We start from the raw sequence: 15,282 nt of genomic DNA, 5'->3' as shown, positions 1-15,282 counted from the left end.
GATTTAAGTGAAGACTTAAATAATTTGCTCGATAAAATCTATTCCTCTAAATTAGCTGGTGCAGCAGAGGCAAGCAATTTGCCAAAAGAGATAAGTTAAAGCTATGATCTACCATTATGTTCGGATTATTTAAAAAGAAGAAAATAGCACCCGAATTTAATTTCTCTGGTATCGGAACAGATATGCATTCGCACATTATTCCGGGGATTGATGATGGCGCACAAACACTTAAAGATTCTTTCCTTTTGGCCAAAAGATTTAAAGCTTTAGGTTATAAGAAACTGATTGCTACTCCGCATATCATGGCCGATTATTTTCGAAATACGCCAGATACCATCAATCGTGGATTAGACACGTTAAGAAAAGGCTTACAGGAAATCGAACTCGATCTGGAGGTTGATGCCGCTGCCGAATATTATCTGGATGAAACCTTGGAGAAAAAAATCAGACAGAAAGAGGTTTTAACTTTTGGGAATAATTATCTTTTGTTTGAATTATCATATATAAACGCCCCTCAGAACCTGATCGATTTTATAAAGATGATGCAGGATGCCGGATACAAACCGGTGCTGGCTCATCCTGAGCGTTATCCTTACTACTACAATTCTTTCGAAAGCTATCATCAGATCAGAGAAACAGGCTGCCTGTTGCAGGTAAACGGTATTGCTTTAACAGGTTATTATGGCGCTGGTGCAAAAAAAGTAGCAGGAGAAATGGTCGAAAATCACATGGTCGATTTTGTAGGCAGCGATATGCATCATTTAAAACATGCTGCAGCGCTCGAAGATAGCCTTAGCACGCCCTTAATGCAACAACTGCTTACCCAATCTCAATTGAATAACGCATTGCTTTAGGGTTCATTGGTTCATTTGCCATTAGTTCATTTGTCCGGGCATATTGCACATCTTGATTGGTTCACTGTCAATAGTTTGATAGTTCATGGCTTAGTTGCTTCAGCAGATGAGGGTTCGCAAATCGTTTGTACTATTAATTGATTTTAACAGGTTACTATTTATCATTTTGGCTATTAACCACTGAACTATTGAGCCTCTAGGCTATCAGCCATGAACTAATGAACTATTGACCAATCAACTAGTGAACCAACAAAGCCTATTCGTACCTCAAGGCCTCTACAGGATCTAGTTTTGACGCTTTTTTAGCAGGATAATATCCAGATAGGATTCCTACAAATACACATAATACAAAACCACCAATAATAAATAACCAGGGAATTAAGAATGCGCCACCCATGGCCAGTGAGATGAGATTCCCTAAAACTATTCCCAGAAAAATACCCAGGACTCTTGGTAATCTCGAAATTATTGGTTTCGTTCACCTTAACCTTGCGGATATTTCTGAATAGTGCAGTAGATTCACCAATAATGTTTTCCTGCATCTCATTACTGGGTACCATTACTGTTATGGTGTAAGATGGATTGGCATTGGCGTTAATCTGTTTGGCTTTTAGCAAAGGCACATAAACAGCCCTATCACCGCTAAAGCCCATACTCGATCCTTTTTTCTCTAATATGCCAACAATTTTAAAACGGTTATTACCTACATTGATCAGTTTGTCTAAAGGATCGGAGCCTTTAAATAATTTTTCAACTACTTCGCCACCAACAATACAAACGTTGCTTCCGAGCTGTATTTCAGAAACACTAAAATTTCTTCCTTGTGATAAATTTAATCCCTGAGAGGCTAAACCATTTTCATCTATACCCTGAACATTGATGTTGGGATTGGTTTTTAAACTCCCGTATTTTATAGTAGAACCACCGCTGGCAAAAACACTTACGGCAACAGTTGCAGGTGTATTCAGACTATCTTTAAATTTAACGGCATCTTCGTAGCGGATGGCTTTAAAAGGTTTTGGGCGTTTGCCATTGCCAATTCTAATTCCTGTACCGCGGTTTCTGATGGTGAAAGAGTTTGCCCCCATGCTACTAAATGCATCAGTCATACTTTTCTTTACAGCATCAAGAGTGGTTAAAATCCCAACYAAAGCCATTAAACCAATGGCAATAATTAAGGCGGTAAGCATAGTACGCAAGCGGTTCGCTTTAATAGATTCTAATGCCAGTCTGATGTTTTCTCTGTAATTCATTTAGTATTGCGATAAGCGTTTGGCGGGCAAAGCTTGTAAAAATAAAAAAAGTCCCGATGTTTAGACAAGGGGACCGCACTATATGTTACAATAATATTTTATTTATGCCGAGAAACTCGTGCCACAACCGCAGGTGCTGGTTGCGTTAGGATTAACGAAAGTGAAACCACGTGAATTTAATCCATCTTGCCAATCGATCATCATGCCCATTAAGTACATCTGGTGTGCTTTGTTCATGAAAACCTTAATGCCGTCAATTAAATACTCCTGATCGCCTTCTTTTCTCTGATCGAAACCTAAAATATAATTCATGCCAGCGCAGCCGCCACCTTCTACGCCAACACGTAATCCGTAATCTTCACTTATCTCCTGCTGATCCTTTAATTTATATAACTCTTTGGCTGCTCCTTCAGAAAAAGTAACTGGTGCAAATGCTGTATCAACTGTTGTGCTCATGTTATTTAAATTTTATCTGTTACAAATATAAATAATAATGCACATTTTTGCTTTTAACGGTCCGTTAATATTACCGTAATTAAACAATACTTATGAATACCCAACAAATTTTAGTTGATATAGTGATCTTATTTGCAGGCATTTTCATTGCACTAATGGCTGTTTATTATATTTTAAAGAACGATATCCAGCGTTTCTTTAACTTAAAAACCATCGAGCTAAACAAAGAAAGCCGGGCGCATATTTTGCCCTTGCGCTTACAGGCTCACGAGCGTTTAATCCTATTTATCGATCGTATTAACCCTGCAAATTTGCTTGTTCGCCTGCATCAGCAAGGAATTGCCATTGCTACGTTGCAAGCAGGTATTTTAAATGAAATCCGTTCGGAGTACCAACATAATATTACCCAGCAGTTGTATGTAGATAGTGTAACCTGGGGTGTGGTGCGTAAATTAAAAGACGATACCATTGCCATGATTAACAATGCAGTACAAGGTTTACCTGCTGATGCAAATGGAATTGAGTTGAGTAAAGCAATTTTACAGCACATGGCCAGTATTGATGAAAACCCTTACGATTTAACCATCGAACTGATCAAAAAGGATATTCACCAACTTTTTTGATGTGGTTAATTGTTTCGGTTGGTTAACTGAAATATGCACAGTTAACCAATTTCAACAGTTAAGCAACTTTGCTGCACTAATGAACCAATGACCATTGAACTAACCAATTATGAGCGAAAAAAAGTATACCACCACTTCAGGTATTGAAATAAAGGCGCTGTATACCGAAGCGAAGCCAATGGAAGAGCTGCCTGGAGAATTTCCATTTACCAGGGGAATCCAGAAGGATATGTACCGCGGTCGCTTGTGGACGATGAGGCAGTATGCTGGTTTTTCAACTGCTGAAGAATCGAACAAGCGTTATCATTATTTATTGGCTCAGGGAACAACAGGTTTATCTGTTGCTTTTGATCTTCCAACACAAATCGGTTACGACTCTGATCATGAAATGGCTGATGGAGAGGTTGGTAAAGTGGGGGTGGCTATCGATTCGTTAAAGGATATTGAAATTTTATTTGATGGTATCGAGCTGAAAAACATCACGACTTCGATGACGATCAATGCTACTGCTTCAATTTTATTGGCCATGTATATTGCGCTGGCTAAAAAACAAGGCGCAGATTTAAAACAGATTTCGGGGACGATACAGAACGATATTTTAAAAGAATATGCTGCAAGAGGCACATATATCTATCCGCCAAAGCAATCCATGCGTTTAATTACCGATATTTTTGAGTTCTGTAGCAAAGAAGTGCCAAAGTGGAATACCATTTCTATATCTGGCTACCACATTCGTGAAGCTGGATCAACCGCTGTACAAGAACTTGCTTTTACATTGGCTAATGGAAAAACCTACCTAAAAGCCGCTTTAGATAAAGGTTTAGATATTAATGTATTTGCGAAGCGGTTATCGTTCTTCTTCAATTGCCATAATAATTTCTTTGAAGAAATAGCGAAATTTAGGGCCGCAAGGCGGATGTGGGCGAAAATTACCAAAGATTTGGGTGCTGCAGATGAAAAAGCGCAGATGTTAAGATTTCATACCCAAACCGGAGGCTCAACCTTAACGGCGCAACAACCTCTAAACAATGTAATCAGGGTAAGCAATCAGGCTATGGCTGCCATTCTTGGCGGAACTCAATCCTTACATACCAATGGTTATGATGAAGCACTTTCGCTTCCAACCGAATCGGCTGCAAAAATTGCTTTGCGTACTCAACAGATTATTGCCTTCGAGAGTGGTGTTACCGATACCGTAGATCCATTGGCTGGATCGTTCTTTGTAGAAAGCTTAACCGATGAAGTAGAAGCTGCTGCCTGGGCTTATGTCGATCGGATAGATGCCATGGGTGGCTCGGTTAATGCCATCGAAAGCAACTATATGCAAAATGAGATTGCTGATGCAGCTTACCAGTATCAGAAAGAAATCGAAAATGGCGAAAGAATCTCTGTAGGTGTAAATAAATTTACCCAGGAAGAAGAAGGCCTGACAGAGGTTTTTAATATTGATGATTCAATCCGCAAACTGCAATCTGAAAAATTAGAATATTTAAAAGCAACCCGCGATGGAGATGCTGTAGAAAAAGCATTKCAAGAGTTGGATGAAGCTGCAAAAGGCGAGAAAAATTTGATGCCGTTGATTATAGATGCCGTTGAAAAATATGCTACACTCGGCGAAATTGCAGATGTGTTTAGACGGACTTTTGGCGTTTATTAATAAACTTAACCCTCGTGGTTTTTGCACTTTATTTCAGGATAAAATTAAAGGGACTTTGCTTTTAATTATGTCTTGATAAAATGAACGAATATTTTGTTCATTGATCCTAAAATAATGAGTTAAGCTGTCGTAAAATTCATACAACAATAAGGCGAAATGAAATAATCTAATATTAATTTAAACGATCTGCTTAAATTAATATTAATTTATTTATCTTATGGCTTTGATTCTCAGTTTATTCGAGATTAAAAAAGACTAAAACGCTTAACTAGTGCCTAAAATGGCTTAGATTTTGCTTTTTCAACAGCTATTCGAAGTGATGGGGATGTATTGATGTTAAATTATGGTTAATGTGGATAACCAGTGTTAATAAATAGTTATCAACATAAAAAATTGAGGTTAAGCGGGCTACTATATTCCTTATCAGTACGTTACGATTTATTTGAAATTTTTGTTTAAAATGTTGATAATTTTCTCAATATTCGTAGTCCCTAAACGGACCATCCCTTTAATTCGAATAGGCACTGTAAACCAATAAATTATAGAAATCGCAATGGAAAAAACTTGTACAGAAGTATGGAAGAACTGTCTTCAAATTATTAAGGATAACATTCCGAGCCAAAGTTTCAAAACTTGGTTCGAGCCAATATTAAACTCTAACTATACTTTCGAAAATTATATTGAGGGAGATTGCAACCGCTTGGCGCGTTCTGCAGGTTACGCTGTAGCTGCTAAACCAGGAGGTACATCTTTTAACCCGCTAATGATTTACGGAGGAGTAGGTTTGGGTAAAACGCACCTGGCGCAGGCAATCGGTAACGAGATTAAACGCAGCATGCCAGATAAATTGGTGATTTATGTAAGCTGTGAGAAATTCTGTCAGCAGTTTGTAGATTCATTAAAAAACAACACCATTAACGATTTCGTTAATTTTTACCAGGCAATGGATGTGATCATTATGGATGATGTACACAACTTTGCTGGTAAAGAAAAAACACAGGATATTTTCTTCCATATTTTCAATCACCTTCACCAATCGGGCAAACAGGTAATCTTAACATCTGATAAAGCACCGAAAGATTTAGCTGGTTTGGAAGAGCGTTTGTTAAGCCGTTTTAAATGGGGTTTATCTGCAGATTTACAGATTCCTGATCTGGAAACACGTATTGCCATTTTAAGAAAGAAAATGTATGCTGATGGTATTGAGTTACCAGGTGAGGTGGTAGAATATGTTGCACACAACATTGATAACAATGTGCGTGAGTTGGAGGGGGCTATGGTATCTCTGTTGGCACAGGCTACATTGAATAAAAAAGAAATTGATTTAGCCCTTGCTAAGCAAATGCTAAAGAACTTCATTAAAAATACTTCTAAAGAAATTTCAATGGAGTACATCCAGAAATTGGTTTGCGAGTATTTCGAGGTTCCTGTTGATATGGTTAAATCGCAAACACGTAAACGAGAAATTGTTCAGGCACGTCAGATTTCGATGTACCTTTCTAAAAGTCATACTAAATCATCGTTGAAAACAATTGGTGCTTTCTTCGGTGGCCGCGATCACAGTACCGTAATCTACGCTTGCCAAACTGTAGAAGATTTAATCGATACCGATAAAAAGTTTAAAGCTTACGTACACGATATCCAAAAGAAATTAAAAATGAGCTAAACTAAGTTCAGGAACTGAAAGGTAGAAGGGTTTAAATAAAATCTTTCGTTCATGTTCAAAAGTTTATGCAAAAAACAAAGGCCCGATAAAATATCGGGCCTTTGTTTTGATGTGTTTTTTAAGAAAAAATTAAAGTTTTTCCACTTCAGCTAAGCCATATAATAAGGCCGCAACATGTAATGCCTGGGCTATTTTATTGTCTTTTATCAGTTGCTTTACTTCCTCAACAGTATATTCTTCAACATTTAATATTTCATGTTCATCTAAATGCTGTTCATGCGTTTTAATACCACCAGTTAAGAAGTAGGTAAAGGTTCTGTTGTTTGACGTTGCCGGATTAGGGTAAAGCTCGGCAATAAGTTTGCAGGTTTTAAAGCTGTAACCTGTTTCTTCTAGGAGTTCACGTTTAACTGCAAACTCAGGCGCTTCATTACCATCAATTACACCACCTGGAACCTCGAGTGAAACAATATCGGCTGCATGGCGGTACTGGCGCACCATGATTATTTTTCCCGCTTCTGTAAGTGCAATTGCATTAACCCAGTTCGGATACTCTAAAACATAATAATCGTCTTTTATAATGCCATCGGGAAGTTTAACCTCGTCTACCCGTAAGGTAGCCCACTTTTCTCTTACTAAATATTTAGAGGCAATTTTCTGCCACTTTTCTATAATCATTTATTTACATTGTTTTGTTTAGTGCCATGCGCGTGGCGTTTAGCGCAAATACTGTTGTATCGTTTTCTGACGGTGCAAGTTTACCAAATGTACGATCTTGTGCCGATCTGACAGGTATTGATAGACTAGATTCAGTTTTGGCGCGATCATTTGGTTTCTATTCTGACTCACACCCATTTCGTAATATAAGAATTCGCTGAGCGAGTCGAGTTTTTCGGGAGGGAGGTCGCCTTCGGCTAACCAGTTTTCAAAAACCGAAAGATCTTCATTTTCAAGAATTTCTTTTGGCAATTGAAAGCCGCCTTCCATGGTTTCGTCAAAAAGCTGATTGGCTTCAGCCAACTTGCCTTCTAACTTTAAGCCCATAATACGGGCCAAAACCTGTGCAAGTTTCTGTATTTCTGCTGTAATTAAATCTCTTCTGTACATTATTGTTGTAATGTTTTAATCTGTTGGAAAGTTGTAACGTTCAAAAAGGAACAGATTCTAACTTATGGACTATGGACTATGGACTATGGACTATGGACTATGGACTATGGACTATGGACTATGGACTACCAGCTTCCGCTGCTTCCACCACCGCCAAAGCTTCCTCCGCCAAAACCACCGAATCCACCGCCGCCTCCACCAGAAGAACCGCCTCCCCAGCCACCGCTACTTCGGCCGCCACCGCCACCGCTTCCAAAAAGCATTGCCCAGAACAAAGCGTTAGATGCACCCCGACCGCCAATTACTTCGCTACCGCCTCCGCCACCTTTTCTCATGATGATGATGATGACGATTACAATAATGATAATAATTACGATACTGCCACCTCCGCCACCTTTCTTTGAAGAAGTTTTAGGACTATCATTTTTATATTCGCCTTTGGTATATTTTATAATCGAAGTAGTACCTTCATCTAAGCCGGCATAATAATTTCCGGCTCTAAAATTGGGTTTAATATCGTTATCAATAATACGCTTGGCATAAATATCGGGCAATGCGCCTTCCAAGCCATAACCTGTTTGGATAGAAATTTTTCGATCGCCAACAGCCACAACGATCATAATCCCGTTGTTTTTGCCACTTTGGCCAACTCCCCATTTTCGGCCCAGCTCAACGGCGTATTCGTTAATATCATAATCGCCTACCGATTTTAATATCGCTATGGCAATCTGTGTTGATGACKAATCATTAAAAGCCACTAATTTAGTTTCCAGTTGCTGTTTTTGATCGGCTGATAACACATTAGCGTAATCATTAACCAAAGTATTGGGTTTCTCTGGAAAATCCTGTGCGAAGGCGAAAGTGAATAATAAACTCAGTAACGAGAAAAGGAATATTTTCTTCATCGCTTATTTCTGCTCTAGATTGTCCATAAAAACGATATCATTTGGCAATTCATTAATGTCGCCTTTTTGAGGAGGGAAGAATAAGGCTAGTTTTTCTCCGGCCAATGCTACTCCCGCAATAATGCCATCAGCTAAATTGCCTTTTGCAAAGTGTGCAGTCATCGCTATTTTGGATGTTTCCCAAAAATTTTCTGGTACTACCTGGTTAATACCTACATCGCCAATAATGGCAAACTTATGATCGGCATGCGCCAGGTAAATCAGCACCCCATTTCTTTTGGCTGTTTTGTCCATATCCAGCTTGGTAAAATACTCGATAGCTTTTTCGTATGGGTCACCCGCGCAGTGTTTATCAATAGCAATCCTAATTTCTCCAGATGTAGCTCTTTCTGCATCTGAGATCGCGTTTGCTATTTTTTCTTGTTCAATATCTGAAAATAACGACATGTGCTTATTTTGTATGAAGTAAAAAGGGTAATAAATGTTTAGTTAATAAACATTCACTACCCTTATATATTGTGTTGAGAATATTAAAATTCTACTTTAGGTGCATCTTTTGCGGTAGCATCGGCCTCGAAATACCCTTTAGGTTTAAAGCCGAACATGCCAGCTGTTAAATTGGTTGGGAACGATCTGATTTTGCCATTATACTCTTGCACAGCGTCGTTAAAATCTTTACGGGCAACGGTAATCCTATTTTCGGTGCTTTCTAACTGCGCCGATAAATCACTGAATTGCTGTGTAGCCCTTAGTTCAGGGTAATTTTCGGTAATCGATAATAATTTACCCAAAGCCTGGCTCAATTGTCCCTGAGCAGCCTGGTATTTTTGGATGTTTTCTGGTGTCAGTTCATCAGCTTTAACCGTCATCTGTGTTGCTTTTGCACGTGCTTCGGTTACGGCAGTTAAAGTACCCTGTTCAAATTTGGCCGCTCCTTTTACAGTAGCTACCAGGTTCGGAATTAAATCTGCTCTTCTTTGATATTGGGTTTGCACAGTTCCCCATTTCGATTTAACGTTCTCATCAAGTTTAACCATGCTGTTATATCCGCATGAACTTAAAGTGCTCACTGCAATAACTGCAGCTAAAATTCCAAATATTAATCTTTTCATTTTTATGGTTTTTGTCTTTTTAATAGAATTGATTTATGGTCAATTTACGAATTAGATATCAAATTGCATGCCTTTGTTACAGTTTCGGTATTTATCTGACAGGTTGACAAGCCACTCATTGAATTTAATGAGATTAAATTGGTGTTTTTTTGTTTTATAGCGCAGTGCTTTTCGCTTTTTTTTTGCTGGTCCAGCTCCGATCGTGGCTAATTTACTGTGGTCGCGGCACGGAAAACCAACATAGGAGTTCAGAAATAACCTAATTAAACCCGATCGAACGGATCCCGACGTAAAGTCGGGAGGAGGTAGAGCTGGAAGAAAAAGACCTATGGATACTGCAATTGCTTTCTGAGTGTACAAATATTTTTTATATGGTTTCAACAGAATGGTAAATCACATTAATTATTCTTGATAGTTGCCTATCTTTGTACTGTTCGGGATAAAAACCTGACATGATATGCAAAAAGACATCGAAATTACGCTGCTCCCGCACGAGGTAGAGCAAACAGAGGTGATTAACCAGAAACTGGCTGAAGCGCTAAAATTACCTGGATCAAGAATTAAAGGCTATGAAATCCTGAAAAGATCGATAGATGCCCGTTCGAGAAAAGTATTATTCAGACTTCAGGTAAAGGTTTTTGTAGATGAGGAAGCCATTCCCGAAGTATACACCATTAACTATAAAAATGTAAGCGACGCAAAGCCTGTGATTATTATCGGGGCTGGTCCGGCCGGGTTATTTGCAGCTTTGCAGTGTATCGAGAATGGATTAAAGCCCATTATTATCGAACGTGGTAAAGATGTAAAACAGCGTAGGAGAGATTTGGCTGCCATAAACAAGCAGGGTTTGGTGAATACAGAATCTAATTATTGTTATGGTGAAGGTGGAGCCGGAACCTATTCGGATGGTAAACTGTATACCCGTTCCAATAAACGGGGCGATATTAATAAAGTGCTTCAGGTTTTTGTAAACCATGGGGCAGAAGCTGATATTGCTATCGATGCCCGTCCACATATAGGTACCAACAAACTTCCGCATATTATTACTTCCATAAAAGATACGATCCTGAATGCTGGGGGCGAGGTGATGTTCGATAGTCGTATGACTGATATTTTGATCGAATTCGGAAAAGTAAAAGGAATTGAGATAAATTTTGAAGAAAAGTTGTTAGCCGATGATATTATCTTGGCAACTGGTCATTCTGCAAGAGACGTGTACGAATTGTTGAACAGTAAAAATATCCTGATTGAGGCTAAACCATTTGCTTTAGGCGTACGGATTGAGCATCCTCAGGAAATTATTGATTCAGCCCAGTATCATTGCGATATTAGATCGGAGTTTTTACCTCCAGCGTACTACAGTTTGGTGGAGCAGGTTGGTGCCCGTGGGGTGTTTTCTTTTTGCATGTGCCCTGGAGGTATTATCGCACCTTGTTCTACGGGCGAAAATGAAATCGTGGTAAATGGCTGGTCGCCATCTAAACGGAATAACCCTTATGCCAATTCAGGAACGGTGGTACAGGTTACCTTAAACGATGTTCAGGGTTACGATCCGCTTAGAATGTTGCATTTCCAATCGGAGATTGAGAAAATGGCTTTTGAGGCCGGTGGTGGAAACCTGGTTGCTCCGGCCCAGCGCATGGTTGATTTTGTGAACAATAAATTATCGATCGATTTACCAAAGAACTCCTATCTTCCCGGTACCAAAAGTTCTATGCTCGACAATATTTTACCCGATTTCGTATCGGATAGCTTACGCGCGGCATTACCCTTGTTTGGGAAAAAGATTAAGGGATACTATACAAATGAAGCTATTTTGGTAGGGGTAGAGAGTAGAACATCATCACCGGTTAGAATTCCGAGAGATAAAGAGACTTACCAGCACCCTCAGGTAAAAGGTTTATATCCTTGCGCAGAAGGCGCAGGTTATGCCGGTGGAATTGTATCTGCAGCAATAGATGGTATTAACTGTGCAAATGCAATATTAAACGCATCTTAACAAACTTTATATTGCCCCAATTGTTGTTTGGGTATGTTTAATATCACGAATGAAATTAAAAAGGCATTTAATGGCGATGCCTGGCATGGTAACCATGTAATGCAAACCTTAAATAATGTTAATCCTGAAAGTGCGTTTAGCCATTTTGTGCCAGGGGCGCATTCTATTGCCGAAATCGCCCTGCATTTAACTGCTTGGACAGAAGAAGTTACCTCAAGATTGAGTGGGAAACCTGCTGCAGAACCCGCAATGGGCGATTGGCCAGTGCCCGAAAGTAGAACGCCTAAAGCCTGGGAGCGCATTATCTTTAATTTTAAAATTGCTAATGAAGAACTCATCCGCTTGTGCGAAAGCATAAAAAATAACCAATGGAATGATGAAGTAAAAAGTGAGCGGAACCCGGCGTTGGGAACAGGCGTAACCAATGCAGAGCTTTTAAGTGGTTTGGCACAGCACCATGCCTACCATTCTGGTCAGATCGCTTTACTTTCTAAATTTTAATGGCTTAATTAACCTGTAATCAATAAATCTTTGGAATCACCTTTATGAAGAAGACACTTATTATCGGCGCGTCGCCAAACCCATCCAGATATGCTTATAAAGCAGCCAATATGCTCAAGCGCTTCAATCACGAAATTGTTAACGTGGGCATAAAAAAAGGAGAGGTTGCAGGCATAGAAATTGAAAAACCGGATCAGATCCACACCGATATAGACACCATAACTTTATATATTGGCCCACCTCTACAGGCGCAATATCACGATTACATCCTGGCAACAAATCCCAAACGGGTAATTTTCAATCCAGGAACTGAAAATTATGAGCTGGAAAAATTATTGAATCAGCACAATATCGAACCAGTTGAAGCCTGTACTTTAGTATTGCTAAGCACAGGGCAGTATTAAAATCTATATACCACGCCCCAGTTTACGTAATCAGCCTGCGCAAAGTGCATATAGGTTTTGGCCTGTAAGCCAATGTGCGGCGTAATATTAAAAGTAGGTCCGAAGGTCCAATACCAGGTCGCTTTATCCATCAATCTATTGTAGTGGATGTATTTTCCAATCTGTGCTGCAACGGTTATGCGCCATAAGTTGATATCAGCACCAATACTGATTCCGGTACGCCATTTATCATACGAAGTGCCATAGTTCTGGAAGGTTGCTCCATAATTATCCGGGTCAAATACGGTAAAATAATAAACGGCATCAGCACCGGCCTTAAGCGACATCACATCATTCAGGTAAAAATTGTAACCTGCATATAACCCGCTTTTGAATAAACCTTTTGTTCTATCGCCAAATACCCCCCTTGCGCCTAAACCCGCACTAAGCTCAATTGAATTACGCTGTAAAGTGGTGTAGGTGCTTTTCCGCTCAGTAGTTAATGTTTTTGGGTTGTTTAGTTTAAGTCCGATGTAAACATTTCCGGTGTTCAAACCCCCATTGGGTACAGTAGCTCCACCATTCGATACGTGTAAAAAACCTAAACCTACTAATAGATCCGCATATTTACTCATTGGCAGCTCCATTCCTAAATCTGCTTTAATGGTTTCATTAATCGGGCTTCCCAAAAATCGGTTTTTGGTATTCTTAAAGTAATACTTGTTCGTGTAGCCCAAGCCAACGCCTGGCGTAAAATTAAATTTAGCTTTTCCGACTTTGAATAGCTGAAAATCCATCTGTGCCACTAAGCCATATACCTGCCCAAAAGCATTGGCCGAAGTATCCTTTGTACCTTTCAGCTTGCTCAGGTCCCTAAAAACAAATCCGATCCCGTAAGATCTGGCACCACCAAATCCTATCCATTTATCGCTGTTCTGGCTGATGTCTTTAAAATATGCCGCATCAAACCCCGTAATCTGATCCTGAAACAGATGTCCCTGATCATTATTTACATGTGTGCCAAATATGGGCTTAATAATAATCGAATGATTTTCGGGAGCAATTTGAGCCTTAGCAAATGCGCAGCCCGTAATAACGAAAATAAGAGAGAGTAGTTGTTTTTTCATTAGCTTTTACTAAAACGGTAAGCAAGACTATAAAAGGCATAACGGTAGCCAGTGGCACTATTTTTAACTTCGTTCGAAGTAAAGGTAGCCGTATAATTGGCTGTCCAACGCGCAATGGCGAAGGTTAAGCCCACCTGTGTGGTAAAAACAACAGGTTTGGGTTTAAAGGTGATCGGCCCTTTATCATTCAAAAATAATCCGCCCTGCAAACTCGAATCGAAAGCAATGGCATGTAACTGAGGACTAACGGAAAGGAAAAGTTCGTACTTGCGTTGCGCTTTGTTCGGATGGTTGTTGCTCACCAAGCTGTTAAAAGCCGATGAACCATCCATATCGTTAAATCTGCCCAGGCGTAACATTGCGCCGAGATTGGCTTTTGTAATCACATTACCAACTGCTGCTGAAGTTGTTCCTGTAATATCGAATATTTTATTGTTTGTGCTCATTAAAAGCTCGTTGTATTCTACACCTAGGTTTAATGTTGGTTCGCTGTTTAAACCGTATTCCCATCCTTCAATCTGATTTTGACCAACCAGCTTATGAAATGCTTTTTGAAACTCTTCACCCAAAGCATCTTTTCCCGTAAGTCCAATCTGCGCAGAAACCTTAAGCATCTGTTTATTTACGTAAAACCGACTATAATTTGCCTCGCCATAAAGGTATGCCGTAAAAGGGCGGTCGTGTAGGGCAGGGTTTGGCACAAAGCTGTAATATGGATTGTATATTTTTTGGCCAAGCTCAAATCCGATAATCTCTTTGCTTCTCCCTGCTTTTAAATTCTCTCCATTCAGGGCATGCCTATATTTAATAAAAGCACCATTTGTATAATAACGGTCGCTTGTAATATCAATGTAGGCATCATTCTCAGAGATAATGACAAGCTCGTTTTTATAATTTTGCGCATAACCGATTTCCGCTACGCCGATAAATAGCAGAGAAAGGTATAGTTTGAGCATCAACTTCATTTATATGGATGGTTTAATAAAGCCATAAAAGTATTAATTATTGTTCAAAAATTCGATACGATGCCTGCCAATTGCACACGAGTCTTCTGAAGTTTCAATAGGCATAGGCGTTGGAAAACGTCGAAAGTCTATTCAGGCCACACAAGTTATTCCTACATTATATAATATAAGATTGCTTTTGTTTTTAGGAAAGGCAGGTTCTGTGCTACTATATAGGTTTGTTCCCGCTATCCGCTTTATCCCGATGAAAACCTGTGAAACAAGCAAGCACACCAAAATATAACACAAACCGGTGCTTAAATCGGGATGCCCGCTGCAATCGGGTTTATTCTGCAGGGTCTTCCGAAGTTTTAAACGGCCGGGCGCAGGTAAAACTCCGTAAGTCTGGGAAGCGCAGCCCGACTAAAACAGGAGTTCCCCTAAAAAGTTTTGCTGTCCTTAAAACTTTTTCCTGTTGAAAACCATGGAGTTACCTTGGATCTTCGGATAATCCTTAAAAAATCTTTGCGGTAGTGTTAATTTTTTCTACTTTTGCATCCCGCTTCGGAGGAAGGGTTTTGAATGAAAGGATGGCACAGGGATGATGAGAGCGGGATTTATTTTAAAATAAATGTTGCGGAAGAGGAAAAGATTGCTACCTTTGCAGCCCGTTCAGGAATGACGGAAAGCTGAAT

At 39.5% G+C, this 15,282-nt stretch carries 16 protein-coding genes and 1 pseudogene; 7 read left to right on the top strand and 10 right to left on the bottom strand.

Translation table 11 applies throughout. The annotated features are described in order from the left end of the window. The first annotated feature begins 116 nt into the window (after positions 1-116). A complete protein-coding gene (locus AC1DND_RS09755) occupies positions 117-854 on the top strand; it encodes a tyrosine-protein phosphatase (RefSeq protein ID WP_477581189.1) in 738 nt (245 codons plus the stop codon). Between the two features lie 256 nt (positions 855-1,110). Here the strand turns inward: AC1DND_RS09755 and AC1DND_RS09750 are convergent, their stop codons facing one another. The 3 genes and pseudogenes from AC1DND_RS09750 to AC1DND_RS09740 form a co-directional block, all read right to left on the bottom strand. After that, a complete protein-coding gene (locus AC1DND_RS09750; protein WP_477581188.1) occupies positions 1,111-1,251 on the bottom strand; it encodes an ABC transporter permease in 141 nt (46 codons plus the stop codon). Positions 1,252-1,441: 190 nt separating this feature from the next. Then, positions 1,442-2,011 (bottom strand): annotated as a pseudogene (locus AC1DND_RS09745) (ABC transporter permease); the annotation flags it as partial. Between the two features lie 198 nt (positions 2,012-2,209). After that, positions 2,210-2,563: a HesB/IscA family protein gene (locus AC1DND_RS09740; protein ID WP_477581186.1), complete on the bottom strand. Its 354-nt coding sequence runs from the start codon at positions 2,561-2,563 to the stop codon at positions 2,210-2,212. Positions 2,564-2,655: 92 nt separating this feature from the next. On the opposite strand from AC1DND_RS09740, the gene AC1DND_RS09735 reads away from it, so the two are divergent. The 3 genes from AC1DND_RS09735 (at position 2,656) to dnaA (ending at position 6,509) form a co-directional block, all read left to right on the top strand. After that, complete coding sequence (locus AC1DND_RS09735) at positions 2,656-3,186, top strand: DUF7935 family protein (protein ID WP_477581184.1); 531 nt, start codon at positions 2,656-2,658, stop codon at positions 3,184-3,186. A gap of 109 nt (positions 3,187-3,295) precedes the next feature. Next, complete coding sequence (locus AC1DND_RS09730; protein ID WP_477581182.1) at positions 3,296-4,843, top strand: acyl-CoA mutase large subunit family protein; 1,548 nt, start codon at positions 3,296-3,298, stop codon at positions 4,841-4,843. A gap of 553 nt (positions 4,844-5,396) precedes the next feature. Continuing rightward, the gene (gene dnaA, locus AC1DND_RS09725; RefSeq protein WP_477581180.1) at positions 5,397-6,509 is read left to right on the top strand and encodes a chromosomal replication initiator protein DnaA; all 1,113 of its coding nucleotides are present in this window, start codon (positions 5,397-5,399) and stop codon (positions 6,507-6,509) included. 129 nt (positions 6,510-6,638) lie between these two features. On the opposite strand, the gene AC1DND_RS09720 is transcribed toward dnaA, so the two are convergent. From AC1DND_RS09720 to AC1DND_RS09700, 5 genes are all read right to left on the bottom strand, one after another. Continuing rightward, complete coding sequence (locus AC1DND_RS09720; RefSeq protein ID WP_477581178.1) at positions 6,639-7,187, bottom strand: NUDIX hydrolase; 549 nt, start codon at positions 7,185-7,187, stop codon at positions 6,639-6,641. Between the two features lie 39 nt (positions 7,188-7,226). Next, positions 7,227-7,616, bottom strand: a complete 390-nt coding sequence (locus AC1DND_RS09715; RefSeq protein WP_477581176.1) for a hypothetical protein — start codon at positions 7,614-7,616, stop codon at positions 7,227-7,229. A 125-nt stretch (positions 7,617-7,741) separates the two neighbouring features. Next, the gene (locus tag AC1DND_RS09710) at positions 7,742-8,521 is read right to left on the bottom strand and encodes a TPM domain-containing protein (RefSeq protein WP_477581174.1); all 780 of its coding nucleotides are present in this window, start codon (positions 8,519-8,521) and stop codon (positions 7,742-7,744) included. 3 nt (positions 8,522-8,524) lie between these two features. After that, on the bottom strand, positions 8,525-8,968 hold the full coding sequence (locus AC1DND_RS09705; RefSeq protein WP_477581172.1) for a TPM domain-containing protein: 444 nt from the start codon (positions 8,966-8,968) through the stop codon (positions 8,525-8,527). An 83-nt stretch (positions 8,969-9,051) separates the two neighbouring features. Next, positions 9,052-9,633, bottom strand: coding sequence for a LemA family protein (locus AC1DND_RS09700; RefSeq protein WP_039480897.1), 582 nt, complete (start codon positions 9,631-9,633; stop codon positions 9,052-9,054). Positions 9,634-10,090: 457 nt separating this feature from the next. Between AC1DND_RS09700 and AC1DND_RS09695 the strand changes: the two genes are divergently transcribed. The 3 genes from AC1DND_RS09695 to AC1DND_RS09685 are packed head-to-tail and all read left to right on the top strand — an operon-like array spanning position 10,091 to position 12,537. Then, positions 10,091-11,632 (top strand): NAD(P)/FAD-dependent oxidoreductase, encoded by a 1,542-nt coding sequence (locus AC1DND_RS09695; RefSeq protein ID WP_477581169.1) that lies wholly within the window; start codon positions 10,091-10,093, stop codon positions 11,630-11,632. A gap of 33 nt (positions 11,633-11,665) precedes the next feature. After that, positions 11,666-12,133 carry a DinB family protein gene (locus tag AC1DND_RS09690; RefSeq protein WP_477581167.1) on the top strand — a complete coding sequence of 156 codons (468 nt, stop codon included), beginning with the start codon at positions 11,666-11,668 and terminating at the stop codon, positions 12,131-12,133. 44 nt (positions 12,134-12,177) lie between these two features. Next, positions 12,178-12,537: a CoA-binding protein gene (locus AC1DND_RS09685; protein WP_477581165.1), complete on the top strand. Its 360-nt coding sequence runs from the start codon at positions 12,178-12,180 to the stop codon at positions 12,535-12,537. Here AC1DND_RS09685 and AC1DND_RS09680 read toward each other — a convergent pair. Both AC1DND_RS09680 and AC1DND_RS09675 read right to left on the bottom strand, forming a co-directional pair. Then, a complete protein-coding gene (locus AC1DND_RS09680; RefSeq protein ID WP_477581163.1) occupies positions 12,534-13,643 on the bottom strand; it encodes an acyloxyacyl hydrolase in 1,110 nt (369 codons plus the stop codon). The genes AC1DND_RS09685 and AC1DND_RS09680 overlap by 4 nt on opposite strands. Further along, the gene (locus AC1DND_RS09675; protein WP_477581161.1) at positions 13,643-14,599 is read right to left on the bottom strand and encodes a lipid A deacylase LpxR family protein; all 957 of its coding nucleotides are present in this window, start codon (positions 14,597-14,599) and stop codon (positions 13,643-13,645) included. Before AC1DND_RS09675 ends, AC1DND_RS09680 begins: the two co-directional genes overlap by 1 nt. Positions 14,600-15,282 lie beyond the last annotated feature (683 nt).

The sequence above is a fragment of the Pedobacter sp. 01N416 genome (genome assembly GCF_056399685.1).
The sequence above is the reverse complement of the archived record's forward strand: the minus strand, read 5'-3'. Positions and strand labels throughout refer to the sequence as shown.